At 73.7% G+C, this 24,503-nt stretch carries 18 protein-coding genes and 1 pseudogene; 4 read left to right on the forward strand and 15 right to left on the reverse strand.

Going from position 1 to position 24,503, the window contains the following annotated elements; translation table 11 throughout:
* Nucleotides 1-10 precede the first annotated feature (10 nt).
* From PV343_RS00430 to PV343_RS00455, 6 genes and pseudogenes are all read right to left on the reverse strand, one after another.
* Entirely contained in the window at nucleotides 11-1,303 is a 1,293-nt protein-coding gene (locus tag PV343_RS00430; RefSeq protein WP_415923434.1) for an AAA family ATPase, read from the reverse strand.
* Nucleotides 1,219-3,033 carry an ankyrin repeat domain-containing protein gene (locus PV343_RS00435; protein WP_319144691.1) on the reverse strand — a complete coding sequence of 605 codons (1,815 nt, stop codon included), beginning with the start codon at nucleotides 3,031-3,033 and terminating at the stop codon, nucleotides 1,219-1,221. Before PV343_RS00435 ends, PV343_RS00430 begins: the two co-directional genes overlap by 85 nt.
* Complete coding sequence (locus tag PV343_RS00440; protein WP_319144692.1) at nucleotides 3,030-4,169, reverse strand: gala protein; 1,140 nt, start codon at nucleotides 4,167-4,169, stop codon at nucleotides 3,030-3,032. Before PV343_RS00440 ends, PV343_RS00435 begins: the two co-directional genes overlap by 4 nt.
* A gap of 109 nt (nucleotides 4,170-4,278) precedes the next feature.
* Nucleotides 4,279-4,351, reverse strand: a pseudogene (locus tag PV343_RS00445).
* Between the two features lie 55 nt (nucleotides 4,352-4,406).
* Nucleotides 4,407-5,057 (reverse strand): class I SAM-dependent methyltransferase, encoded by a 651-nt coding sequence (locus PV343_RS00450; RefSeq protein WP_319144693.1) that lies wholly within the window; start codon nucleotides 5,055-5,057, stop codon nucleotides 4,407-4,409.
* A gap of 84 nt (nucleotides 5,058-5,141) precedes the next feature.
* Nucleotides 5,142-7,178 carry a SpoIIE family protein phosphatase gene (locus PV343_RS00455; protein ID WP_319144694.1) on the reverse strand — a complete coding sequence of 679 codons (2,037 nt, stop codon included), beginning with the start codon at nucleotides 7,176-7,178 and terminating at the stop codon, nucleotides 5,142-5,144.
* 325 nt (nucleotides 7,179-7,503) lie between these two features.
* Here PV343_RS00455 and PV343_RS00460 point away from each other — a divergent pair, with 325 nt between their 5' ends.
* The gene (locus PV343_RS00460) at nucleotides 7,504-9,876 is read left to right on the forward strand and encodes a SpoIIE family protein phosphatase (RefSeq protein WP_319144696.1); all 2,373 of its coding nucleotides are present in this window, start codon (nucleotides 7,504-7,506) and stop codon (nucleotides 9,874-9,876) included.
* A gap of 50 nt (nucleotides 9,877-9,926) precedes the next feature.
* On the opposite strand, the gene PV343_RS00465 is transcribed toward PV343_RS00460, so the two are convergent.
* From PV343_RS00465 to PV343_RS00485, 5 genes are all read right to left on the reverse strand, one after another.
* Nucleotides 9,927-10,907 carry an antibiotic biosynthesis monooxygenase gene (locus PV343_RS00465; RefSeq protein WP_319144697.1) on the reverse strand — a complete coding sequence of 327 codons (981 nt, stop codon included), beginning with the start codon at nucleotides 10,905-10,907 and terminating at the stop codon, nucleotides 9,927-9,929.
* The gene (locus tag PV343_RS00470) at nucleotides 10,904-13,630 is read right to left on the reverse strand and encodes a molybdopterin-dependent oxidoreductase (RefSeq protein WP_319144698.1); all 2,727 of its coding nucleotides are present in this window, start codon (nucleotides 13,628-13,630) and stop codon (nucleotides 10,904-10,906) included. Before PV343_RS00470 ends, PV343_RS00465 begins: the two co-directional genes overlap by 4 nt.
* Nucleotides 13,627-14,454 carry an FAD binding domain-containing protein gene (locus PV343_RS00475; protein ID WP_319144699.1) on the reverse strand — a complete coding sequence of 276 codons (828 nt, stop codon included), beginning with the start codon at nucleotides 14,452-14,454 and terminating at the stop codon, nucleotides 13,627-13,629. The genes PV343_RS00470 and PV343_RS00475 overlap by 4 nt, the downstream gene beginning before the upstream one ends.
* A gap of 247 nt (nucleotides 14,455-14,701) precedes the next feature.
* Nucleotides 14,702-16,300: a M4 family metallopeptidase gene (locus PV343_RS00480; protein WP_319144700.1), complete on the reverse strand. Its 1,599-nt coding sequence runs from the start codon at nucleotides 16,298-16,300 to the stop codon at nucleotides 14,702-14,704.
* Between the two features lie 146 nt (nucleotides 16,301-16,446).
* Entirely contained in the window at nucleotides 16,447-17,427 is a 981-nt protein-coding gene (locus PV343_RS00485) for a LysR family transcriptional regulator (RefSeq protein WP_319144701.1), read from the reverse strand.
* Between the two features lie 498 nt (nucleotides 17,428-17,925).
* Here PV343_RS00485 and PV343_RS00490 point away from each other — a divergent pair, with 498 nt between their 5' ends.
* The 3 genes from PV343_RS00490 (at nucleotide 17,926) to PV343_RS00500 (ending at nucleotide 19,988) form a co-directional block, all read left to right on the forward strand.
* Nucleotides 17,926-18,585: a CBS domain-containing protein gene (locus PV343_RS00490; protein WP_319144702.1), complete on the forward strand. Its 660-nt coding sequence runs from the start codon at nucleotides 17,926-17,928 to the stop codon at nucleotides 18,583-18,585.
* Between the two features lie 167 nt (nucleotides 18,586-18,752).
* Nucleotides 18,753-19,631, forward strand: coding sequence for a universal stress protein (locus PV343_RS00495; RefSeq protein ID WP_319144703.1), 879 nt, complete (start codon nucleotides 18,753-18,755; stop codon nucleotides 19,629-19,631).
* 72 nt (nucleotides 19,632-19,703) lie between these two features.
* Nucleotides 19,704-19,988 (forward strand): SHOCT domain-containing protein, encoded by a 285-nt coding sequence (locus PV343_RS00500; RefSeq protein ID WP_319144704.1) that lies wholly within the window; start codon nucleotides 19,704-19,706, stop codon nucleotides 19,986-19,988.
* Between the two features lie 110 nt (nucleotides 19,989-20,098).
* On the opposite strand, the gene PV343_RS00505 is transcribed toward PV343_RS00500, so the two are convergent.
* The 4 genes from PV343_RS00505 to PV343_RS00520 all read right to left on the reverse strand — a co-directional run bounded on the left by PV343_RS00505 (nucleotide 20,099) and on the right by PV343_RS00520 (nucleotide 24,421).
* Nucleotides 20,099-21,823, reverse strand: coding sequence for an acyl-CoA dehydrogenase family protein (locus PV343_RS00505; RefSeq protein ID WP_319144705.1), 1,725 nt, complete (start codon nucleotides 21,821-21,823; stop codon nucleotides 20,099-20,101).
* Between the two features lie 62 nt (nucleotides 21,824-21,885).
* Nucleotides 21,886-22,503, reverse strand: a complete 618-nt coding sequence (locus tag PV343_RS00510) for a PadR family transcriptional regulator (protein WP_319144706.1) — start codon at nucleotides 22,501-22,503, stop codon at nucleotides 21,886-21,888.
* A 107-nt stretch (nucleotides 22,504-22,610) separates the two neighbouring features.
* The gene (locus PV343_RS00515) at nucleotides 22,611-23,417 is read right to left on the reverse strand and encodes an SDR family oxidoreductase (RefSeq protein ID WP_319144707.1); all 807 of its coding nucleotides are present in this window, start codon (nucleotides 23,415-23,417) and stop codon (nucleotides 22,611-22,613) included.
* Complete coding sequence (locus PV343_RS00520) at nucleotides 23,414-24,421, reverse strand: NADP-dependent oxidoreductase (RefSeq protein ID WP_319144708.1); 1,008 nt, start codon at nucleotides 24,419-24,421, stop codon at nucleotides 23,414-23,416. Before PV343_RS00520 ends, PV343_RS00515 begins: the two co-directional genes overlap by 4 nt.
* Between the last annotated feature and the right edge of the window lie 82 nt (nucleotides 24,422-24,503).

Genomic DNA, 24,503 nt, shown 5'->3' on the forward strand with positions numbered 1-24,503 from the left:
CCCCGGCGCCTCAGCGGCCGGCGCCGGGCAGCGCCCCGGACATCTGGAGCAGGTCGAGGAACCCGTCGATGCCGGGCGGTACGGGCCAGTCGAGCCGGCGCATCGCCGCGAGGTCGGTGGCGGCCCGGGCGGCCACGTCCGGTACACCCGCGTCCACGGCCTTGGCCAGGACCGCCCAGCCGGCCTCCCAGCGGGGCCGGGTGAGGTCGCTCTGGATCGCGGCGACCACCGCGATGAGGAACGCGAGCTGCCGGTCGCCGCGTTCGGGCAGCGCGAAGGCGTCCGGGTCGGCGAGGACCCGGTCGGGGTCGGGCAGGTCGAGGTGTTCGAGGTAGGACAGCAGCTCGAGGCCCGCGCCGTCGCCGACGGCGCCGGTGAGCGCGGCGGCCAGCGCCTCGCGGCCGGCCCCGGCCGCGTAACCGGCGGCGAGCAGGGTGAGCGCCATCTCCCAGGTCCGCGGGGACGGCCAGGACCGGCCCCGGCTCTCGGCGTCGCCGGGGATGTGGTGGACCAGGCCGGGCCGGGCGGTGAGGAAGCCGGAGACCGCGCCCCGGGCGCGGGCGACCGCGCCGGGCACCCTGCCCGGGTCGACGACCGGCACGGCCGCCTCGGGCCAGGTGCCGGCCATGCCGCGGGCGACGGTCCGGGGGTCGTGGGTCCAGTCGAGGTGGACGAACCGGTTGGCGAGCGGCGGGCTGAGGTGCCAGCCGTCCGCCGCGCTGGACGGCGGGTTGGCGGCGGCGACGATGCGCACCGGCTCCGGCAGGACCAGGCTGCCGACCCGGCGTTCCAGCACCACCCGCAGCAGCGCCGCCTGCACGGCCGGCGGGGCGGAGGAGAGTTCGTCGAAGAAGAGCAGGCCCGTTCCGGCCCGGGCGAGGCGGACCGCCCAGTCCGGCGGGGCCATGGGTACGCCGGTGACGGCCGGGTCGTCGCCCACGACGGGCAGTCCGGCGAAGTCGGAGGGCTCGTGCACGCTGGCGATGACGGTCTCCAGCGGCAGGCCGAGCCCGGCGGCGAGCTGCTCCAGTGCCGCCGACTTGCCGATGCCGGGCTCGCCCCACAGCAGGACCGGCTGATTGGCCGTCACCGCGAGTGCCAGCGCCTCCAGTTGCGGGTTGGCGGCCGGTTCGGTGCGCCGGGTGCGCAGCCTGCGGTTGAGTTCGTCCGCGGCCGCCAGCGGTCCGGGGGCGACGGTCGGGGCGGTACGGTCGGTGCTCAGAACGGCAGCTCCTCCTTGTCGTCGCGGCCGTCCGCCGCGTCGGCGTCGTCCGTCCGGTACTCCTCCTGCTCCTCCATCCATTCGTCCCACCAGTCGGCGCCGACGTCCGGATGTTCGCGCTGGACGCGTTCGCGGAGGAAGGCCAGGTCGGGCCGCTGGTAGCGGCGGACGAGCTGGGCGAGCGACAGCTCGGAGGCGTCGGTGACGTCGAGCCGCGCGCCGGCGGCGACGAGCGCCTTCACCAGTGCCGTCGAACCGAGGTCGTTGACCGCGACGAACAGCGGGGTGCGCTCCCGCTGGTCGCGGGCCTCCAGGTCGAGTCCCGCGGCCAGCAGTCTGGGCAGCAGCGCCTCGTGGTCGAGCTGGTTCAGCACGTGCAGCAGGGTGCGCCCGGCGGCGTCCCGCACGCGCGGGTCGACGCCCGCGTCCAGGAGTTCCAGCACGCCGGGTGTGTCACCGTGCTGCGCGCGCAGGAACAGCTCCTGGCGCTGGGCCCGCAGCGCCCTCGGCAGGCGGCCGGCTCCGGAGGTCCACGTCTGCTCCACGGCGAAGCATCCGGCGACGGCGCCGCCGAAGGCGCGCAGGGCGCGCTCGCGCTGCTGTTCCTCGTCGGTGTGCGGCATGCTCAGCAGGCCGCCGGGCCGGAAGGCCACCTCGTGCCATGCGCCCCGGCACCGGACCCGCACGGGGGCCGGAGCCGTCGGCGCGGGCGGACCGCTCCGGTCTTTCGGTGCCCGCAGGGCGGGGAACAGGGCCTCGCGGACGAGGGGATGCAGCGCCCCGGCGGTGACGCCGCCGACGCGCAGCAGGTCGAGGTCGGGGAGCCTGCGCCAGAGGGCCTCGGCGAGGAAGGGCTCGTCCTGGACCTCGTCCTGGTCGACGGCGCGTAGCCGCAGGGTGCCGGTGTCCGTGGGCTCCAGCAGGACGTGGGTACGCCAGTGCGGCGTGGCGATCAGGAAGCGCCGGCCCGCGCCCACGGCCGTGAGCCGGCGGACCTCGGACTCCAGCCGGCTGTGGTCGAGCGCCATCCGGGGCAGCAGATCGTCCGGCCCTGCCCGGTACCAGCCCTTCCGCTGCGGGGGTGTCGGGTCCACCTCGATGCCGGCGGCGGCGAACGCGCCCGCCGTGTCACCGTTCTCGTGCAGCAGGGTGGTCCACTCGGCGCGCGCCGCCGGGTCGCCGTCGCCGGGGTCGGCCGCCGGGAGTTCGTGCGCGGCCCGGGGGGTGGCGTCGGCGTGGAAGAACGGGGGCCGTCCGGCGCCGCCGCCGCACCGCTCGGCCAGCTCGCCGGTGTGCCGTGTGTCCCACAGGTGCCGTGCGTGGCGCCAGTCCTCGGTGTTCCGCCCGAAGACGCCCGGGCCGCGCTCGCCCCGGAGGGTGCCGAACCGCAGGACGACGCGCTGCGGTCCCTCGGTCATCGGCGGGGTGGTGCAGTACAGGTAGGGCGTGGTGCCGGGGCGCTCGTCCGGTGCCGTGGGGCGGTAACGGGCGAGGACGACCGTCGTGTTCGTGGCGAGTGTCGTGCGTCCGCCGAGCAGCCGCGGCAGGTGCCAGCGCAGCAGGTCGGGTGCGAGGTGGCGCAGGTCGTCCGCCAGCGCCTCGGCGACATCGTCGCCGCAGTGTTCGGCCACCTCGGCGAGGTCGAGGGCGATGTGCACGTTCGCCGCCGCGCAGGCGCCCCGCCAGTCACCGGCCAGCCGGTGTGCGGTGGCGCGCTCGATCATCCAGCGGGGCACCGCGTAGCGCCGGATCCGGCGCCGGCACGCCGCCTCCTCCGGGGACAGCGGGGGGACGTGGGCACGGGTGCTCAACGGTAGACACTCCCTATCGCGCGCAGGTCGGGGTGCGCCCGGCCGGCGGGCCGCAGCCGTTCGGTGAAGGACCGCTTCACCCGGCGGGGCAGGCCCGGGCCGAGACCGACGTACTCCAGCGGGGTGCCGTCGGGCACCGCCGCCAGCAGTGTCTTGGCGCCCCGGCCGGTGAGGCCGGTGTGGCTCAGCTCAAGGCGGCGCAGCGGGCTGCCCGGCAGGGCGGCGGCCAGCGCGTGGGCGCCTTCGTCGCCGGTGGTGTTGGCCGGGGCGCCGAGGCTGCGTTCGGAGGGCGGCCGGCCCAGGTCGAGGGCCTCGATGCCGGCGAGCGAGCCGGCGAGGGCGCGGGCGCCGGCGGGGCCGATGCCGTTGCCGCCGAGGCCGAGGCGGAGCGGGGCGGTGGGGTCGGCGGCGGCGGCGAGGACCGCCGCGCCCTCGTCCCCGAGGTGGTTGGCGGGCAGGTACAGCTCGCGCACGCCCGCGTCCCGGACCAGTGCCGCGAGCAGCGGGGCGGCCTCGGCGGTCAGGCCGTTGCCGCCGAGGAAGAGGCGTTCCACCGGTGCGGGCCGGCCGGTGAGGGCGTCGTACAGGGCGCGCAGACCTCGGATGGTCAGACCGGTGTTGACGAGGTCGAGGGTGCGCAGGGTGGTGTTGCGGCGGAGCATCCCGGCGAGCGCGCGGGCGCCTTCGTCGCCGACCGGGTTGCGCTTGAGCCACAGCGCGCGGACGGTGCCGTCCGTCACCAGCGCGTCGGCGAGGGCGGTGGCGCCCTCGGGGCCGATGCGGTTGCAGCCCAGGTAGAGCGTGCGCAGACGGTGGGCGGCGGCGCCGGTGAGTGCGCCGGCGACCGTGCGGGCCCCGTCGTCGCCGATGGCGTTGGTGCCGAGCAGGACGTGCGCGGCGTGCGCCGAGGCGGTGGCGACGGGCATCAGCCGGGCGGCGCCGGCCGCTCCGAGGCCCTGCTTGCACAGGTCGATCCGGCCGTCCGCGCGCACCGTGCCGAGCGGGAAGGCCTCGTCGGTCTCGACCGGCCGCGCGGACCGCAGCCGGGTGAGCAGCGGTTCGAGCGCGGCGGGGTCGCTGATCGGGATGTCCGGGTGCTCGATCGCGGGGCAGCGTACGGGTGTCGGCTGCGTCATCACCACTCCACCGGTCCATCGCCGGTGCCCGGCCCGCCGAGGGCGGCACCGCCCTCCGCCCGCCCAGGACGAACCGACGCCAATCGACTTTCCTCCACGACAAGGGCGGCAAGACTGGTCGGATTCGAACCGACGTCCTCCAGCTTGATGCGTGGGCGCGACGACCTCTGCGCTACAGCCTTGCCGCGGAGATCATAGCGGCTCTCGGTCTTGTGTTCGGTCACGGATGATCTCGCTTCAGCCGGCCGTGCCCGTGAAGCCGGCGACCGGCCCCTTCATCCCCTCGCCGGGTTCCTGGACCAGCCGGGCGGTGACGACGAGGCCCGCCCGGCCCAGGAGTTCGGCGATCCGGTCCGGAGGCAGCCGGTAGGAGGTGTAGGACACGGGGTGGCCGCCGTAGGCGTGGGACGGGCGCGTGTGCTCGCCGTTTCCGGCGTGGCCGACGACCATGAACGGTCCGCCGGGCGCCAGGGTCCGGTGGAACTCGGCGAAGACGGCGGGGAGCAGTTCGGGGGGCGTGTGGTGGGTCGAGTAGTGGGCGAGGATGCCGCCCAGTTCGCCGTCCCCGAAGGGCAGCGCGGTCATGGAGCCCACGACGAACCGCAGTTCGGGGAAGGCCCGTCGGGCCAGTTCGGCCATCTTCGGCGACAGGTCCAGGCCCAGCGCCGGGACGCCGAGTGCGGCCAGATGCGCCGTCACCTTGCCGGGGCCGCAGCCCAGGTCCGCCACCGGCCCCAGGTCGGCGGCCGTCACCACCTCGGCGAACGCGGACAGCATGGCCCGCGACAACGGGTCGAGCTCCGAGGGGGGCTTGACGTGTGCGGCGTAGGCGGCGGCGACGGTGTCGTACGACTCCTGGACCGCGGCCAGGTGGGCGGACTCGGTCATGCGGTGAATCTAGACGGCGGCACTGACAACGGCCTTGCCGCCGACGGCGTTCGGGGCCTCGGCCGGCTCAGGGCCCCGGCCCGTTCAGGGCAGGGCGCGGGCGATGAGCAGGGCGACGTCGTCCTCGCCGCCGGGGGGCCGCAGGATCTCCAGGATGCGGTCGCAGGTGTGCTCGGGATCGTGGCCCCGGGTCGTGGTGAGGGCGTCGAGAAGGGTGTGGAGGCGGGCGTCGATCGGTTCGCTCCGGGTCTCCACCAGGCCGTCGGTGTAGAGGACCAGTTGGTCGCCGGGCCGGAAGGCGACGGTGGCCGCCTCGAAGGGGACTCCGCCGACGCCCAGCGGCGCCCCGGTGGGCAGGTCGAGGAGGTGCGCGGCGTGACCCGCGCGCATCAGCACCGGGGGCAGATGGCCGGCGAGGCAGATCCGGCACTCGCCGCGGTGCGGGTCGTACACGCAGTAGATGCAGGTGGTGATGGACTGCTCGATGCCCTGAGTGAGGTGGTCGAGGTGGCGCAGGGCCTCGTCCGGCGCGAGGTCGAGTTCCGCGAACGCCCGTGCCGCGGTACGGAGTTGGCCCATGGCGGCGGCGGCGTTGATGCCGCTGCCCATGACGTCCCCGACCACCAGGGCGGTCTTGTCCCCCTGGAGGGGGATGGCGTCGAACCAGTCGCCGCCGACCTCGCTGGTGGCGCCCGCGGGCTGGTAGCGGCATCCGACGCCGAGCCCCGGCAGGCGCGCGGGCGGCTCCGGGAGCAGGCTCCGCTGGAGGGTCAGGGCGGCGTGGCGCTGGGTCTGGTAGCCGCGGGCGTTGTCGATGCACACGGCGGCGCGGGCGGCCAGTTCGGCGGCGAGGAACGCGTCGTCGTCGCTGAAGGGCACGGGGTTCCCGGTGCGTCTGAGGTCGAGGGCGCCGAGCACCTCGCCGCGGGCCACGAGCGGCACCGCCAGGTAGGAGTGCACGCCCGCCGCCGCGAGGAGGGCGGCGGACTCGGCGTGCCCTGCTGCGGCGCCCGGCTCCCGGCGGGCGGTGCGGGACACGAGCACCGGCCGGCGGGTGCCCACGCAGTGGGCGATCAGGCGGTCGTCGCCCGGGCCGTCGAATCCTCGGGACGGACCGGCCGCCGGGGTCGCCCCGGTCGGCCCGGTGCGCTGGACCCCCCGGACGGCGAGGGCCCGGAACACCGGGGAACCGGCCGGCGGCGCGCCGTGGCCGTGCGGGGCGCTGTCGAGGACGACGACGGCGGCCTCGTCGGCCAGGACCGGCACGACGACGTCGGCCAGCTCGCGTGCCGTGGTCTCCAGGTCGAGGGTGGTCCCGACCCGGGCCGAGGCGGCGGCGATCAGGTCGAGCCGCTGCCGGGCCCGCGCGGCCTCGGTGGCGGCCTGGTAGCGCTCCGTGACGTCGATGACGGAGTAGGCCATGCCCAGCACCCGCCCGCTGGGGTCGTCCAGCCGGTAGTAAGAGACGGACCAGGCGTGCTCGTGGTCCGGGTCGGCGGGCGGACGGCAGACGATGTCCCGGTCCACGACCGACTCGCCCGTCTCCAGGACGCGGCGCAGCCGTGCCTCGGGGTCCGTGTCCAGGAAGGTCAGCACCTCGCCCGCCGACCGGCCGATGCGGTCGGCCGCCGGCTGCCCGGTGATGCGTTCCAGGGCCGGGTTCATGGCCACGTAGCGCAGCTCCGGGTCGAGGATGGCCAGCCCGACCGGGGACTGGGACACCAGGCGCATGGCCAGCGCGGCGTCCCGCTCGACCTGTTCCACCGTGGCCTGGTCGGCGGCGAGCCCGAGGACGTAGGTGTCGCCCAGGTCGTCCAGCAACCGCATGTTGCGGAACTCCACCAGCCGCGTGCTGCCGTCCTTGCGCCGGACCGGGAAGGCCCCGGCCCAGTCGGCGCCGGACTCCAGCAGCTCGGCGAACAGCCGGACGACCTCGTGCTGGTGCTCCTCGTGGACGGTCAGCCGGGCCGCGTACTCCCCCAGCGCCTCCTGCGAGGTGTAGCCGAACAGCTCCTCGGCCTGGGGGCTCCAGAAGACGACGCGGCCCTCCGCGTCCAGCACCACTGCGGCGACGCTCAGCAGGTCGAGCAGACCGCTGGGCGGCGCGGCACCCGCCGCCACCCGGCCCGTACCTGTGCCCGTACCCGTGCCCGCGGCCGTACCTGTGCCGGTACCCGTACCCGTGCCCGCGGCCGTACCTGTGCCCGAGCCTCTGCTTGCACCCGTGTCTGTGCCCGTCCGGGAGGAGTCCGTCGTGCCCATACCTCATCCTCCTCCCGGCCGTCCCTCCATGGTGGTCCCGCGGTGGCGGCGGCGCACGCCTCGGGGTGCGTCCCGCACCGGTCCCCGCACCGGTCGCACCGGCGCCGGCGCGGGTGATCGTGTGTGCGGTTGTCGTCCGTCGTGCGGCACGGGATGCTGAGGGGGCACGAAGGGAAGCGGTGTCATGGATCGTTTTCCGAATGCGGCCAACGTCGATTTCCACAGTCCTCTGGACCTCTCCAAAGCGGCCGCCGCGGTACTGGACGCGGACGGCCGGATATCCGGGTGGAGCTCCTCGGCCCAGCGCCTGCTCGGGCACACCCCCGACGACGTGCTCGGCCGGCCGGCCGAGCACCTGGTGGCGGCGTCCCGCGGGCAGCGGCTGTCCGGACTGTGCAGGGCGCGCGCGCCCCGCGGCACCGTCCTCGACCTGTGCTGTCTGGACGGGCGCGCCCTGCGCGCGGCCGTGACATTCAGCCCGCTGGCGCACCGGGGCGCCGCGGCGACGGTGGTGGTCGCCGCCGAACTGGAGGCGCAGCGCGGCTGGGAGGCGCAGCTCGCGATGCTCCAGGGGCTGGCGACCGAGTCCTCGGTGGGACTGACCATCTTCGACACCGAGGCACGCGTCGTGTGGGGGAACGTCTCCACCGATCTTGAGCTCGGCGGGATCGCCCAGTATGTCGGCCGCCCGGCCGGGGACCTCTTCCCCGAGGGGGAGTTCGTCTCCCGCCACCACCCCCCGGACGAGGACCAGATCATCGAGCACGTGATGGCGACGGGCGAGCCGATCACCGGCATGCACTACCGCGGGCGCGCCCCCGCCGACCCGGTGCGCGAGCACGTCTGGTCCTGCTCGTACCACCGGCTGCTGGACGCCCGGGGCGAACCGCTGGGCCTCTTCGAGGAGTCCCTGGACATCACGGATCGCTACCGGGCCCAGGAACGCCTGTCGTTGCTGGTGCGGGCGGGCAAGCGGATCGGCGCCTCGCTGGACGTGCGGCGCACCGCGGCGGAGCTGGCCGACGTGGCGGTGCCGCAACTGGCCGACGAGGTGCTGGTGGACCTGCCCCCGGCGGTCATCGAGGGGCGGCAACCACCGACGGGCTCCGCCCCGGGCCACAGCCTGCTGCGGATGCACGGCCGCACCCCTGAGGAGTTCCGGACCAGCCCGGTCTCCTACCCGCCCGCGTCACCGCAGGCCCAGAGCCTGGCCTCCAGCCGCCCGGTCCTCGACGCCCCGCCGCCCGGGACACCGGACGGGGCGGGGCCGGCCGCGTCGGACCACAGTCTGTTCGTCCCGCTGCTCGCCCGGGACGCGGTCCTGGGGCTCGCCACGTTCCGGCGCAACAGCAATCCGGACCCCTTCGGCGCCGAGGAGCAGACGCTCGCCGTGGAACTGGCCGAGCGGGCGGCCGTCGGCATCGACAACGCCCGCCGCTACACCAGCCAGCACGCGGCGGCCCTGGTGCTCCAGCGCAGCCTGCTGCCGCAGCACCTGCCCGAGCTGAGCGCGCTGGACGTGGCGTACCGCTACCTGCCCGCCGACAGCCGGGTGGGCGTGGGGGGCGACTGGTTCGACGTGATCCCGCTGTCCGGGGCCAGGGTGGGCCTGACCGTCGGTGACGTGGTGGGCCACGGCGTCCACGCGGCCGCCACCATGGGCCGGTTGCGCGCCACCGTACGGACCCTGGCACTGCTCGACCTCGACCCGGCCGAGCTGCTCACCCGCCTCGACGACCTGGTCGCGCAGGACTCGGAGACCGAGCCGCATGACGGGCTGAGCGACGAGGCGCTCGGGGTGACCTGCCTCTACGCGATCTACGACCCGGTCAGCGGCCGGTGCGTCTGGGCGAGCGCGGGCCATCCGCCGCCCATCGTGGCGGATGCCAACGGCGCGGTGGCGCTGTCCGCGCTGGCGCCGGGGCCGCCGCTGGGGCTGGGCGGCCTGCCGTACGAGAACGTCGAGCTGAGCCTGTCCAGCGGCAGTCTGGTGGCGCTCTTCACCGACGGTGTGGTGGAGGACCGGCGCACCGACATCGACAGCGGGATCGACCGCCTTGCCCAGGTCCTGTCCTGGCAGCGGTGCCCGGTGGAGGAGCTGTGCGACCGGGCGCTGTCGGCGCTGCCGCCGGGGCCCCAGGCGGACGACGCCACGCTGCTGCTGGTACGCACCCGGCGGCTCGGCTCCGGCCGGGTGGCGGACCTGGAGCTGCCGCCGGACCCGGCCATGGTGGCGCGGGCCCGCACGGTCACCGAGCGGCAACTGGAGAGCTGGGGGATGTCCGAGCTGGCGTTCACCGCCGAACTCGTGGTGAGCGAACTGGTCACCAACGGCATCCGGTACGCCACGGGGCCCGTCACGCTGCGGCTGATCAGGGACCGCTGTCTGCTGTGCGAGGTCTCGGACAACGCGCACACCGCGCCCCACCTGCGACGGGCCCGCCGGGACGACGAAGGGGGCCGCGGCCTGTTCCTGGTGGCCCAGGTGTCCCAGCGCTGGGGCACCCGGTACACCGCGTCGGGGAAGACGATCTGGGCCGAGCTGGCCGTCCCCTGAGGGCAGGGCCGTTCGGTGGGCCGTTCCCCTGGTGAGGCCGGCCCGTGCGGTCAGGGCAGCGTCCACCACCGGATGGTGACGAAGTAGAAGACGACGGCCCAGACGACGATCGCCGCGACGACGACGGCGAGGCCGCGGAGGTTGTCCCTGACCGGTTCGTCCGGCGGTGGCCGAAGCCAGCGCCCGAGCAGCGGGTTCACGTAGAACGGCATGGTCAGGAAACTCATGAGGAAGCTCGACAGCAGGTTGCCCACGAGCAGCCCGATCCAGAGCTTCAGGTGCAGCGGGGACAGGGCCAGCGTCAGCAGGACGACGGTCGGGTACAGGCCGACCCACACGGCGAGCGACGTCCTGGTCTCGGAGGGCGGCGGCGGAGCCTGCGCGCCGTTGCCCTCGAAGGCGAACCAGCTTCCGAACGAGTTGTCGATCGTGTGCAGCCGGAAGTCGCTGAACCTGGCGCCCTCGGCCAGGATCCGGTGCCGCTGCGGCGAGGTCAGCCAGGCGTCGAGGTGCTCGGCGCTGTCGTAGCGGTACAGCGTGGTCCACTCCTCCTGGAGCCCCTCGATGGGGCGGAAGAGCTCGGTGCCGCGGAACCCCTCGAACTTGCCCTCCTCCTCCACCATGCGGTGCTGCCAGTCGAGGAAGTCGCCGACCTGGTCGGGGTGGACGCGGTGCGTGACCACCACGGTGACCAGCGGGTCCAGCATCTGGGTCCCGCTGCTGACCACCTGCTGGGTGGCGGGGCCCGCGAAGTACTTGGAGCCGACGTCGAGGTACGTCTGCCGGGTCGCGCTGTTGATCCACGCCTGGAGGTGGGCGACCGAGTCGAACCGGTACACGACGACCCAGTCGGCCTGCAGCCGGGTCGGCGGGGAGACCTCGGCGCCCAGGAAGCCGGGGTAGTAGGCGGCCGCGGCGTTGAGGTCCTGCTGCCACGACTCGAAGTCCCGCTCCATCCCGGGCAGGACCGCCTGGCCGATGATCGCCGTCGCCGCGGCGGCGATGTTCCGCTGGGTCTTCTCGGCGTTCATGGTGCTCGGCCCGCCGGCACCGACCGCTCCGCAGGGAGTCGGCCGTACACGCGTTCAGGAGTCAGCGGCAGCGCGCGGAAGCGGACGCCCGTGGCGTCGTGCACCGCGTTCGCCAGGGCGGGGGCCACCGGGTTGATGCAGCACTCCGCCATCCCCTTGGCCCGCATGGGCCCCACCGAGTCCGCCGAGTCCACCAGGAGGACGTCGGTACGGGGGATGTCGGCGTAGGTGGGGATGCGGTAGTTCCTCAGGTTGGGGTTGGTCATGGCGCCGTGGTCGTCGACGTGGTGGTTCTCGGTCAACGCGAAGCCGATCCCCTGGGCGACACCGCCCTCGATCTGTCCCCTGACCTGCGCCGGGTTGATGATCACCCCGGCGTCCGCGGCCTGCACGCTGTACAGGACGCGGATCTCGCCCGTCACGCGGTGCACGGCGACCCGGAAGCCCTGGGTGTTGGAGGTGACGCTCCGGGGCGAGCCGTACGCCTTGCGTGCGGCGGTGAAGCGGATCCCGCGCCCGCGGGCCAGCGCGACGAGTTCGGCGAGCGGCACCCGCCGGTCCCCGCAGAGGACTCCGTCGTCGTCCATCGCGCACATCACGACGTGGACGCCCGTGTGCGCCGCGGCGAACTCCAGGATGCGGTCGCGCACGGCGCCGGCCGCCCGCAGCACCGCGTTGCCCGCCACGAAGAGGCCCGCGCTCGCGAAGGCCCCGGTGTCGAACCCGGTGCGGTCGGTGTCGGACTGCACCAGCCGGATGCGCGAGGGCGTCGTGCCGAGCTGGCCGGCAGCTATCTGCACATGGGCGGTGGAGGTGCCCTCCCCGAACTCGACCGTTCCGACGGCCAGTTCGTAGATCAGGTCGTCGCCCAGCGTGACCCATGCCTCGGAGAGGTGCTCGGTCGGTGGCGCGGTCTCGTGCAGGGAACTCGCCACGCCGGTGCCGACGAACCACTCGGGTCCGGGAGCCGCCTGGCCGGCCGTACGGGCCAGGGCCTCGCCCACCAGGTCGATGCACTCGGCGAGCCCGTCCTCGGTGAAGACCACGTCGTCGGGACCGTCGTGCAGGGCGACCAGGGGGTCGCCGGGCCGGACGATGTTGCGCCGGCGCAGTTCCAGCGGGTCGAGGTGGAGGGCGCGGGCCAGTTCGTCCATCGCCGACTCCACGGCGAACGCCGGCTGCGTCATGCCGTAGCCGCGCAGCGCCCCGCTGGGCACCGTGTTCGTGTAGACGGAGTACGCGTCGTACTTCTTGTTGGGGCAGCGGTAGATCATGACGGCGGCTCCGCCCGCGTACAGCGTCTCGCCGCCGTGGTTGCCGTAGGCGCCCGTGTTCGACACGTTGCGCACCTGGAACGCGGTGAGCGTGCCGTCAACCTTCGCGCCGAGCCTGACCGTCAGACTCATCGGGTGCCTCGGCGAGGCCGTGGTGAACTCCTCCTCGCGGGTGAACTCGAGGCAGGTGGGCCGCCCGGTGTCCAGGGTGGCGAGGGCGACGAGGTCCTCGGTGATCACCTCCTGCTTGCCGCCGAATCCGCCGCCGACGCGCTCGCAGAACACCCTCAGCTGGTCGGAGCGCAGCGCGAACAGGTACTCCAGTTTGACCTTGGCGATCGACGGCGACTGCGAGCTGGTGCGGACGTTCAGCCGACCGTCCTCCACCCAGGCGATCGAGCCGTGGGTCTCCAGGTGCGCGTGCTGCACCCGCGGGGAGAAATAGGTGCCCTCGTGGATCACGTCGGCGGCGGCGAACCCCGCGTCCACGTCCCCGATGTGCGTGTGCAGCTCGACGAGGATGTTGTGGACGGGGTCGCGGACGAACGGGTCGTCGGGGCCGTGCAGTTGGGGTGCGCCGTCGGCCATCGCCGCCTCGGGCTCGAACACCGCGGGCAGCACCTCGTACTCCACCGCGAGCCGCCGGCAGCCCTCCTCGGCCGCTCCGACGGTGTCGGCGAGGACCGCGGCGACGCGCTGGCCCGCGAAGCGGACCGTGTCGTCGAGGACGTAGGTGTCGTCCGGGTCGACCAGGTGGTCGGTGTGGATGGCCGTGGTGAAGCGCCGGCGGGGCACGTCCCGCCAGGTGTAGACCCGGTGCACGCCGGGCACCGCGAGGGCGGCGCTCTTGTCGATCGAGCGGATCAGGGCGTGCGCGTGGGGTGAGTGGAGCACCTTGAGGTGCAGCATGCCGTCGACGTGGGTGTCCATGGTGAACTCGGCGTGCCCCGTCACCACGTCGCGGGCCGCGGGGGCGCCGACACTCGTGCCGACGGCCCTGCCCGGTGCCGCCGTCTCCACGGCACCGACGCCCTTCACGGCGTCCTCGATCGCCCGGTAGCCGGTGCAGCGGCAGAGGTTGCCCTTCAGGGCCCGTGGCAGGTCGGCCTTCTGCTCCTCGGTGAAGGTCGCCGACGTCATGATCATCCCGGCGGTGCAGAAGCCGCACTGGAACCCGGGGGCGTCCTCGAACTGCCGCTGCACGGGGTGCGGGGCGCCGGGCCGTCCCAGGCCCTCGATCGTGGTCACCTCGCGGCCGTCCGCGCGGAACGCGGGGGTGATGCAGCTGTGCACCGGCGCGCCGTCGAGCCACACCGTGCAGGCGCCGCAGTCGCCCGCGTCGCAGCCCTTCTTCACGCCGAAGTGGCCGAGTTCGCGCAGGAAGGTGCGCAGGCACTGGCCGGGGGCCGGCTCCCGGTCGAATTCCCTGCCGTTGACGAGGTAGCTCATGCGAGGTCCCCAGCCGTGAGTTCACGGCAGATCTCCTCGGCGAAGTGCCGTGTGAGGTGCCGGCGGTGGTCGGGGGTCCCGTTGGGGTCGGCGAACCAGACGTCGGCCGGCACGGCGTCGAGGCGCTGCCGCAGCGCGCGGGTGTCGGGCAGGGAGTCGAAGGCGATGCGCAGCGGCCGGGTGGTCCCGGCGGTGATCGTCAGCAACAGGTCGTTCCCGCACGGTCGTTGGGTGCCGACGAGGAACACCGTCGACCGGCCGAGCCGGGTCAGGGTGAACCGGCGGTGCGCGGTGCGCTTGCGCAGCGCGTGCTCCGGGACGGTGATCCGCCGCAGGATCTCCCCGGGGGCGAGCACGTTGCGGTGGTCGCCGGTGACGAAGTCGAGGGCGTCGACGAAGCGCACGGAGCCGTCGGGCGCCCAGAGTTCGTAGCGTGCCTCCAGCGCGACGGTCAGCGTGATCATCGGCCCGGCGGGCAGGGACGTGCAGATGTTGCCGCCGACGGTCGCCGCGTTCCAGACCTTGAACGAGGACAGGAATGCCTCGCAGCTCACCCGGACGAGGATCCCGGCGGTCCAGCGCAGTGGCCATCGGAAGGCGTACAGGTCGTGGATGGTGCAGGTGGCGCCGATCTCCAGACCGTCGTCGGTCGGGACGAGCGGTTCCCAGGGCAGCGCCGTCAGGTCGATCAGCCGTCGCAGGTCCGGTTGCTCCGCGGAGTAGAGCCACGTTCCCCCGGCGAGCCAGGCGTCGCCCTCGTGCCAGTCCGTGCCCGGCCGCTCGGAGGGCCGCCGGACTACGTGGGTGATGGTGTTGAGGTCCATGAGAACCGGCCTGGAGGACGGAAACAGGCGCTCTGGTCACTTCGGTCGTATTTTATCCCAGCCGGTGGGCGCGGGCCCGGGGAAGCGGGATCGCCTCAGGCGGAAGCGGACCGCCGGAAGTAGCCGGGACACTCCCGACAGTCACCACTGCTCCTGGACCCGGGCGGCGACGGTGAACTCCTCGTCGCCGCCCGGGTAGCTCTTGGTCCCGGGGGACCGGGGCGCGGTCGGGGGCCGCGCCGGTGGGTCAGGAGACGCTGACCGCGCTCCAGGCCGCGGCCGTGGCGGCGTACTCGGGACTCGAGGCGCCGTACAGGTCCTTCGCCGCGTTCAGGGTCGCGGTGCGGGCGCCCTTGTAGTCGGTGGTGGAGGTCATGTAGACGGTCAGCGCCCGGTACCAGATGGCGGAGGCCTTCTGGTTGCCGATGCCCGTGACGGTGGAGCCGTTGCAGGTGGGGCTGTTGTAGGCGACTCCGTTGACGGTCTTGGCGCCGCTGCCCTCGCTCGCGAGGTAGAACCAGTGGTTGGCGACGCCGGAGGAGTAGTGCACGTCGAGCCGGCCGACCGACTTCGACCAGCAGTCGGCGGAGCGGCCGTCCAGGGACGGCTTGTCGAAGCGGCGCAGCCACGGCGGGGTGGACTGGTCGCTGAAGAGGTAGTCGGGGGTGTCCACCGGGTTGTCGGCGTACCACTCGACCATGGTGCCGAGGATGTCGCTGGTGGCCTCGTTCAGGCCGCCGGACTCACCGCTGTAGCGCAGGTTCGCGGTGGCCGAGGTGACGCCGTGGGTCATCTCGTGGCCCATGGTGTCGAGGTCGACCTGCTCGGGGTCGGTGACGCCGTCGCCGTCGCCGGTCATCATGCAGAAGCAGGAGTCGGACCACTGGGCGTTGTCCCAGTGGGTGCCCACGTGGACGAAGACGGTGGCGCCGCGGCCGTCGTTCTTGATGCCGTTGCGGCCGAAGGTCTTCTTGTAGTAGTCGAACGTCTCGGCGGTGTTGACGTGCGCGTCGACGGCGGCGGTGGCGCGGTCCGTGGAGAACTTCCTGCCGTCGCCCCAGATGTCGTCGGCGTCGGTGAACAGGGTGCCGGAGGAACTCTTCACGGACGAGGACGAGAGGTTGTGGGCGTCCTTGGTGACGTGGCCGCGCACCGGGTCGATCAGGGCGAAGGAGCCGTCGGCCTGCTGGGTGGTGTCGATGGCGACGTCACCGGTGTACTCGGAGTGGCCGGTGCCGGTCGCCTCGCGCTCGGCGTCGTAGTTCTCGATCGCCTTGCCGGTGGTGGCGTCGGTGACGAAGACCTCGCCGTGCGGCTGGCCCTGGTCGCCCACGCCCTGCACGGTGGTGCGCCAGGCCAGGCGCGGGGTGCCGTCGGCGGCCCACACGATCAGCTCCGGGGTGGACTTGGCGTCGCGCACCAGCCCGTGCGCGCGCTTCAGCGCGCCGGCCGCGGTGCCCTTGGCGCCGACGGCCGGGGTGACGGAGGCGAGCTTCACCGCGTGGGCTCTGGCGCGGGTGGATCCTCTGAGCGAGCCGTCGGCCTTCTGGTGGACGACGAAGTCGCCGCCGACGACGGGGAGTCCGCGGTAGGTCCGCTCGAAGCGGACGTGCTGGGTGCCGTCCGCGTCGATGACGACGTCCTTGACGTGCAGCCGCTGGCCGGCGCCGAAGCCGAAGGTGCCGGCGTGCCGGGTGACGTTCGCCCTGGCGTGGGATATCGCGGTGTCGCGGACGGATGCGTGCCGCACGGTGTCGGTCTGCGAGTGCGCCGGCAGGGCCGTCGCTCCCGTGGTGATGACGCCGGCGGCGACCATCGCGGAAAGGGCAAGAAGAGGACGGGACATGAGGGGGAGATTCCTTCGCTCGTCGTGGGGTGACGACGTCCTGGGACGTTGACGCGAAGTGTTCACCCGGTGACATGTTCCTGACGCGACTCCAGCTGGGATATAACCGCGGGGTTATAGGGGTCCGGGGCACGCGCCCGGGCGGGTCAGTGATCCTCGCCGCGGGCGAACTCCTCGCCCCCGGCCTCCCACCAGGCCAGGTACCGCGGCCGCTGCCGCACCAGCGCCAGATAGGCGGCCAGCAGCCGCTCGCCGGCCGCGTCGGCGAGTTCGGCGGGCACCGTACGGGTGTTTCTGGCCAGCAGCAGCCGCCGGTGCAACGGCACGCCGGTGAGGGGCCGTTGCACGGTTCCCGGGGCGGAGACGTCGGCGGTCGGCCACACCCCGCAGACGGCGCGCCGGCCGGCGACCAGGAGCTGGGCCACGGACAGGTCCGGCGTCACATGGGCGATGCGCGGCGTGAACCCCGCCGCCCCGCAGGTGAGTCGCAGGTACGCGTGCACACCGCTCTCGTCGGCCTCCGGCATGACCCACTCCTCGTCCGCCAGTTCGTCGAGGCCCACCGTGTCCTGACGCGCCAGCGGATGGTCCTCGGCGAGCAGGACGAAGACCGGCTCACGCAGCAGCGTGTGCGTCGCCACCGACTCGCCCACCGTCAGGGGGAATCCGGGGAACTCGCCGTACACCGCGATGTCGCACTTCGACAGGCTCAGCGACTTCACCAGGGCGTGCACGGAGCGGCGGGCGTCTATGGTGAGCCGGCGCTCCGGGACGAGTTCGAAGAGGGCGGAGACCAGCAGGGACACCAGCGGGCCCGCGGTCCCGCCCGCCCGCAACGGCGCGGCGGCCTGCCGGTCCGCCTCGGCCGCCGCCCGCGCGTACTCGCGCAGCCGGTCGAAGCCGCCGACCAGGTCACGGGCGCAGCGCAGGACGTACTCGCCGTTCTCGTTCGGCGTCACCCCGTCCGCGCCGCGGACGAACAGCGGCCCGCCCAGCTCGTGTTCGATGCGTTTCAGCTGGGCGCTGGTGGCCGGCTGGGACAGCTGCAGCCGGGCGGCGGCCTTGCGGATGCTGCCGGCCTCGGCGACGGTGAGCAGGACACGGAGGTGCCGGAACTCCAGGTGCATGACACTCCCCCGCTCCACGCGGAGGGACCCCGTCGCACCCCCCGTGACCAGCAGAACCCGCTGCCCGAGGGCATGGTGACCAAGAATCCGACGGACCTGCGGGGGCGACAAGCACGGGACGGTAAAACCTCGGTGCGAACCCGTGAGCCCGGGGACCGGGTGTGACGGCCTCCGCCTCCTGCTGCGGGGCAGCGCCCCATGAGCCCCTCATGATCCGACGGCCGCACCGGGCACCGGCGCCAGGGGCCGCCTGGTCCCGCGGCTCCCGCCCCGTGACGCGCCCGCCCGGCGTCGCGCCGTCGGCCGTCAGGCGAGGGCCGACCCGTGCGCGTCCGGCAGGCCGGCGTCGAGATCCTGGGCCAATGGGCCGCAGGGGCCGCACGACCCCACCGGAGGCCGGGCGGCCCCACCGGAGGCCGGGCGGCCCTTTGCCCGCCCCCGCCTTCCGGCGCACCCTGGAAGGAGCCGGACACCCCTCGACGCTCCCCCGGAGTCACCATGTACGGCGCTCCCCACCTCGTCAGCGACGTGATGACCGGGACGGTCGCGACCGTCGGCCGCCGGGCACCCTTCACGGAGATCGTGCACCTGTTGCGGGACTGGGAGATCAGCGCCCTGCCCGTGATCGAGGACGAGGGCCGGGTGATCGGTGTGGTCTCCGAGGCGGACCTGCTGCCGCCCGCGCAGGAGTGCCCGGACGGGCCGGACGCGGGCCGTCCGGTGCCGCGCGGGCCCGTCGACGCGGCGACGGCCGGTGCGCTGGTCGCGGGGGACCTCATGTCCTCCCCCGCCGTCACGGTCCGGGCCGACGCCACCCTCGCCGAGGCCGCGCGCCTCATGGCACGCGAGGGGGTCAAGCGGCTGCCCGTGGTGAACGACGCCGATCTGCTGGCGGGTGTGCTCAGCCGGGCCGACCTGCTCAAGGTCTTCCTGCGCGACGACGAGGACATCGCCGAGGAGGTACGCCGCGAGATCGTCCCGTTCCTCTTCCCGCCGCCGTCGTCGGCCGTCCGGGTGGAGGTGCGCGACGGTGTGGTGACACTCACCGGCCGGGTCTGCGACACCGCCCTCGTCCCGGTGGCCGCGCGCCTGGTCAGGGCGGTCGAAGGGGTGGTGGACGTCGAGTTCGACCTCGCGCACGCCGGCGCGACGCCCTGACCGGCGGCCCGGCCGGCCGTGCCGGGACGGCCACGGAATCGGTGGCGGCGTCCTTCGGCGCCGCCACAGGAAGGAGACGAGGGCGATGCCCGCACCCGCACCCGCACCCGTGAGAAGGAACGACCCGGCCGGACCGGCCACCCGCTCCGAGGCGACCGGAGGCGACCGTGTCCGGGCCCGGTGACCACGGCCCGATCGTGGTGGGCGTCGATCCCGATCCGGCCCACCGGACCGCACTGGCCTGGGCCGCCGACGAGGCGGACCGCCGGCACCTGCCGTTGCGCGTCGTCCACGTCGAGGGCGTGCCGACCAGGGGCTACCGGGGCCGGGAGGTCCCGCCGTCGTGGGAGGAGTGGAACGAGTCGCTGCACAAGACCGGGCGCCGGGTGCTGGAGGAGGCCACGGGGTTCGTCGCGCTCCGGCGGCCGGGGCTCGATGTCGAGTCCCTGCTCGCGGAGGGCGATCCGGCCTGGGTGCTGCGCGAGCAGAGCCGCGACGCCACCGCCGTCGTGCTGGGAACGCGGCGGCCCGGCCGCAGGCAGGAGGTGTTCGGCTCGGCGTCGGTCGCCCTGCCGGTCATGGCCCACACCGAGTGTCCCCTGGTGGTCGTGCCCGAGCCGGCACACGTGGCCCAGGAGCCGGCGCACTTCGTCGTCGGCGTCGACGGCAGCGAACGCTCCGGGGCCGCGGTGGACGTGGCGTTCGAGGAAGCGGCGCTGCACGACGCCGCGTTGTGGGCGCTGCTCGTGTGGGAGCCCGGGCCGCTGCGCGTCTTCGACGAGCACGAGCCGCAGGAGGAGCACCGGCGGCTGCTCTCCGAGATCGTGGCCGGCCGCCACGCCCGCTACCCGGAGGTGGAACTGCGCCAGGAGGTCCGGGTGGGGCACCCCGTCCAGGTGCTCGCGGAGGCGTCGGCGCGGGCGCTGGGGCTCGTGGTCGGCACCCGCGGCCGCGGCGGCTTCACCGGCATGCTGCTGGGCTCGGTCAGCCAGGGCGTACTGCACCACGCGGACTGCCCGGTCATCGCGGTCCCGACCCGCGGGTGAACCGCTGGACGGGCGCGCGAACCTGGCCGCGCGAAGAGCGCGCAGAGCGTGAGGAAGAGGAGGTGGGCGGTCATGTACGGGTACGGCGGCTGGGGCTGGATACCGTTCATGCCCCTGCTGTGGATCGCCCTGATCGTCATCGCCGTGTGGGCCGTGATCCGCCTGACGCGCGGCCCGTCCGGCGGCGCCCACGGACGCGGCCACGGGTGGACGGGCGGCACGCCCCCGGGGACCCCCGGGAGTCCGGAGAGCCCGGAGGAGATCGTCGACCGGCGCTACGCCTCGGGCGAGATCGACACGGACACCTACACCGAGATGCGCGAGCACCTCGCCGCCCACCGCCCGAAGCCCCGCTGACCGGGCACGGGCCAGGCCCCTCGCCACCGCTGACCGGGCACGGGCCAGGCCCCTCGCCACCGGTGACCGGCCCGTGCGGCCCGGCCACCGGTGGTGCGGGGATCCGCCGCCTACGGGGCCATCTCGTAGGCGCCGGACAGCGCCTCGACCCGCTGCCAGACGCGCTCCGTGCGCCCCTCGTCGACGACCGGCCGCCGGACCGCGCCGAGCGCCCACGCCTGCTGCTGCTCGGTCGCCGAGTCCTTGCCGTGCAGTTCGACGGCGTGCGCGGAGAAGTCGCGTACGAGGACGGCGAAGAGCTCGTCGAGCACGTCCTCGTCGAGTCCGGTCAGGGCGGCCTGCTCCAGGACGAGCTGCCCGTGCACGACGAGGGCGAAGAGCTGGCCGACCGCGAGGACCAGGTCGAGGTCCCGGCTCTGCTCCGCGTCGGGGGCGGCGGTGGCGACGAACGCGCAGAGCTCGTCGGCCTGTTCGCGGAAGCGGGCCACGTTGGGCAGGTGCGTGTACGTGTCGTAGGCGGGCCGCCAGTCGTGGAAGCGCACCGAGCCGAGGCCGCGGGCCGGCCCCTGCCGGAACAGGAAGTCGTCGTCGGCCGCGTCCAGCCGGGTCGGCACGGCGGGGTGGTCGGCCGGGTCGAGGAGGTGGCTGCGCAGGAACTTCAGGATCAGCGCCAGGTTGACGTGGACCGTGCCCTCCAGCTTCGGCAGGCCGCGGATCTCCACGGCCGCCTGGCCGAAGTAGTTGTCCCTCTCGAAGCCCTTGGCCGCGATGACGTCCCACATCAGGTCGATGACCTTCTCGCCCTCCGTGGTCACCTTCATCTTCGTCATCGGGTTGAAGAGCAGGTAACGGCGGTCGTCCGGGCCGGCGGAGCGGAAGTAGTCCACGGCGCGGTCGCTGAAGTGCTTCATGCCGACGAGCCTGACGTAGGCGTCGGTCAGCTCCCGGCGCACGTGCGGGAACGCGGTGACGGGGCGGCCGTAGAGGACGCGGTTGTGGGCGTGCGTGACGGCCTCGTACATCGCGTGCTCGCAGATGCCGATCGAGGCGGTGCACAGGTTGAACTTGCCGACGTTGACGGTGTTGAGGGCGGCGTCGAAGGCGGCACGCCCGGTGTGCAGGACGTCCTCGGCCGCGACGGGGTAGTCCTCCAGCCGGAACTCGCTGACGAACTTGGAGGAGTCGACGACGTTCTTGACCAGGTGGTAGGCCGGGTGACGGCTGTCGGCGGCGAAGAAGACGTAGCCGTCGGGTCCCTCGACGTCGGTACGGCGGCCGAAGACGGAGACGAGCCCCGCGGCGTTGCCGTTGCCGATGTAGTACTTGGAGCCGGTGGCCCGGAAGCCGCCGTCGGCCTCGGGTTCGAGCAGCATGTCGGTGGAGTAGATGTCGGCGCCGTGGGCCTTCTCGGACAAGCCGAACGCGAACACCTCTCCCTGGTCGAGGAGTTCGGCGGCGCGGGCGCGGGCGGCGGCGTTGTCGCTCTGCCAGACCGGTCCGAGGCCGAGGATCGTCACCTGCCAGGCGTACCAGTAGTCCAGGCCGTAGAAGCCGAGGATCTCGTTGAGCGCGGCGATCCGGGCCGTGTCCCAGCGCTTGTCCGGTTCCCCCTCGCCCGCGGCGGACGACGGCGTCAGGAAGGTGGCGAACAGGTTCTCCTTCGCCGCGAAGGCGAGGAAGTCGGCGAGCCAGGCGCGGTTGCGGTAGTCCTCGAGCAGCCGCCCCTTGCCGCGCTCCTCGAACCAGTCGACGGTGGCACGCAGCAGACGGCGCGTCTCGGGGTCGAAGTGCGCGGGGTCGTACGTACGCGGGTTGAACAGCAGCTGGTCAGCCATGCTGAGTCGCCTTTCGGCTGGTGGAGGGTGGGAGTCGGGAGGACCGGCGGAGGGTGCGGCGGTCAGCGGTCCGGACCGAACCCGGCCAGCGTGGCGAGCACGTCGTCCAGCCAGTCGATCATCATCCGCTCGTACGCGATGCCGCCGCGCAGCACGACGTGCTGGAGCTCGCGCTCCGCGTCGGGCGGTGCCGACGGACCGGCCGCGCCCGCCTCGGGCGCGCTCGCCCCGGCCGCCGCGGAGCCCGGCGCCCCAGAGCCCGGCGCCGCGAAGTCCCGTGCCTCTCCCGCGAGATAGCGCGCCAGCCGGTCCCGGTGCGCCTGCCGGTGCCGCTCCACCTCGCGGATCAGTGCGGCGGGGTCGTCGAAGGCGGCGCCCCGGATCTTCACGGCCAGGTCGTGGCGGACGCTCTCGGGCTCGATGGGGTCGTGCAGCCAGGAGGACAGCGCCGCCCGGCCGAGGTCGGCGACGCTGTACTCCTTCTTGTCCGGCCGGCCCTGCTGCGGGACGGTCCGGGCGTCGACCCAGCCGTCGTCCTCCATGCGCTTGAGCACGCGGTAGATCTGCTGGTGCGTCGCGGTCCAGAAGTAGCCGATGGACCGCTCGAAGCGCCGGGCCAGCTCATAGCCGGATCCCGGCTTCTCCAGAAGCGACACCAAGATCGCGTGTTCGAGCGCCACGGCACGGATCCTGCTATGCAACTCGTTGCATAGCAAGCCCCCGCCGCCCCGGTGCGACGCGGCTCACCCTCCGCCCGTGGTCCGGCCCCGCCTCTCCCGGAACCCCCTCAGACCGCGACGGGCGCGCCCGGGCCGGGGACGTTGCGGAAGCGGAACGGTTCGGGCTCGCGGCCGGCCTGGATGAACCAGCACTCCCCCGTGCCGTCCCCGGTGAGGATCCGCAGCACCGTGTCGGCCACGGTCTCGGCCGGGATGACGGGCATGCCCTGCTCGGAGAGCATGCCGCGCAGCGGGTCGATGATCCGCGACTCGGCGAACCCTGGGCAGACCGCGTTGAAGCGCACGTTCGCCGGCGCGAGAGCCGGCCCCAGGGAGCGGGCGAGCCCCACGACCGCGTGTTTGTTGGCCGCGTACAGGGGATCGAGCGGTACGGCCGCCAGGCCCGCCAGGGACGCGGTCGCCACGATCGATCCGCCGCCGCGGGCCCGCAGCGCGGGCAGCACCGCGTGGGTGCCGAAGACCACGCCGTCGAGGTTGGCCCCCATCGCCCGGCGGTAGAGCGCGGGGTCGAAGTCCTCGCCGACGCCGCATCCGGTCGCCACGCCCGCGTTGAGCAGCGCGATGTCGACACCGCCGTACGCCTCCTGGGTGAACTCCACCAAGGCGCGGTTGGCGTCGAGGTCGGAGACGTCGCAGGCACGGAACCGGCCGCCGACCAGGTCGGCCACTTCCCGGCCGCCCCGCGCGTCGAGGTCCGCGACGACCACGCGCGCGCCCGCCCTCGCCAGTCCCAGCGCCGTGGCCCGGCCGAGCCCACTGGCGGCGCCGGTGACGATCGCCACCTTCCCCCGGAGCACGCCGTCGCCGTCCTGTTCCCGCCGCGGGGCGCCGGCCCCGCCCTCACCGGCGGTCACGCCAGCTCCAGCACGAGCTTGCCGACGTTCTCGCCGCGGAAGAGCATCTGGAAGGTCTCGGGGAAGTCGTCCACGGTGCCCCGCACCACGTGCTCCTTGACCTTGACGCGGCCGGCGCCGATCCAGCCGGAGATCTCCCGCGCCGCCTCCGCGTAGCGCTTGGCGTAGTCGAAGACGACGAAGCCCTCCATCCGGGCGCGACGCACCAGCAGCGAGAGGTAGTTCGAGGGGCCCTGGACGGGTGTCGCGTTGTTGTACTGGCTGATCGCGCCGCAGACCACCACGCGCGCGTGCATCGCGAGCCGGGTCAGCGCGGCATCGAGGATGTCCCCTCCGACGTTGTCGAAGTAGACGTCGATGCCGTCGGGGGCATGCTCGCGCAGCGCCTTCCTGACATCGTCGGCCCGGTAGTCGATCGCCGCGTCGAATCCGAGTTCGCCGGTGAGCATCGCGCACTTCTCCGGACCTCCGGCGATGCCGACGACCCGGCACCCCTTGGCCTTCGCGATCTGCCCCGCGATGGTGCCGACCGCGCCGGCGGCGCCGGACACCACGACGGTCTCGCCGTCCTTCAGCGCCCCGACGTCCAGCAGGCCGAAGTAGGCGGTCATGCCGGGCATGCCCAGCGCGCCGAGATACGTCGAGGGCGGGGCGAGGGAGGTGTCGACCTTCATCGCGCCCCGGCCGTCGGAGACCACGTACTCCTGGACGCCGAACGTGCCGACCACGTGGTCGCCCGGCTGGAAGTCCGGGTGGCCGGAGGCGGTGACCTCGACGACCGAACCGGCGCGCATCACCTCGCCGATGCCCACCGGCGGCAGGTAGGAGGGGCGGTCGTCCAGCCAGCCGCGCATGGCCGGGTCCAGGGAGATGGCGCGGGTCCGGCCCACGAACCGGCCCGGGCCCGGTTCCTCGAGGGGCACACCGCGGTGCTCCCAGTCCTCGGGCTTCACCTCGCCCACGGGGCGGGCTGCCAGACGGATCTGCCGGTTGGTCGCGGTCATCGCGCCTCCTGTCGTCAGCGGTGTCCCGGCGACCATACCGACCAGTAGGTACGACTGCGGGCGTGATGTTCCCCACACACCA

It is taken from the genome of Streptomyces sp. WI03-4A (assembly GCF_033792105.1).
GTDB classification, from domain to species: domain Bacteria; phylum Actinomycetota; class Actinomycetes; order Streptomycetales; family Streptomycetaceae; genus Streptomyces; species Streptomyces collinus_A.

Coding starts and splice junctions, on each gene's coding strand:
- PV343_RS00440 (WP_319144692.1), bottom strand. CDS start 4,169: ATGACGCAGCCGACACCCGTACGCTGCCCCGCGATCGAGCACCCGGAC.
- PV343_RS00470 (WP_319144698.1), bottom strand. CDS start 13,630: ATGAGCTACCTCGTCAACGGCAGGGAATTCGACCGGGAGCCGGCCCCC.
- PV343_RS00480 (WP_319144700.1), bottom strand. CDS start 16,300: ATGTCCCGTCCTCTTCTTGCCCTTTCCGCGATGGTCGCCGCCGGCGTC.
- PV343_RS00430 (WP_415923434.1), bottom strand. CDS start 1,303: ATGGATGGAGGAGCAGGAGGAGTACCGGACGGACGACGCCGACGCGGC.
- PV343_RS00490 (WP_319144702.1), top strand. CDS start 17,926: ATGTACGGCGCTCCCCACCTCGTCAGCGACGTGATGACCGGGACGGTC.
- PV343_RS00520 (WP_319144708.1), bottom strand. CDS start 24,421: ATGACCGCGACCAACCGGCAGATCCGTCTGGCAGCCCGCCCCGTGGGC.
- PV343_RS00500 (WP_319144704.1), top strand. CDS start 19,704: ATGTACGGGTACGGCGGCTGGGGCTGGATACCGTTCATGCCCCTGCTG.
- PV343_RS00485 (WP_319144701.1), bottom strand. CDS start 17,427: ATGCACCTGGAGTTCCGGCACCTCCGTGTCCTGCTCACCGTCGCCGAG.
- PV343_RS00460 (WP_319144696.1), top strand. CDS start 7,504: ATGGATCGTTTTCCGAATGCGGCCAACGTCGATTTCCACAGTCCTCTG.
- PV343_RS00450 (WP_319144693.1), bottom strand. CDS start 5,057: ATGACCGAGTCCGCCCACCTGGCCGCGGTCCAGGAGTCGTACGACACC.
- PV343_RS00465 (WP_319144697.1), bottom strand. CDS start 10,907: ATGAACGCCGAGAAGACCCAGCGGAACATCGCCGCCGCGGCGACGGCG.
- PV343_RS00505 (WP_319144705.1), bottom strand. CDS start 21,823: ATGGCTGACCAGCTGCTGTTCAACCCGCGTACGTACGACCCCGCGCAC.
- PV343_RS00475 (WP_319144699.1), bottom strand. CDS start 14,454: ATGGACCTCAACACCATCACCCACGTAGTCCGGCGGCCCTCCGAGCGG.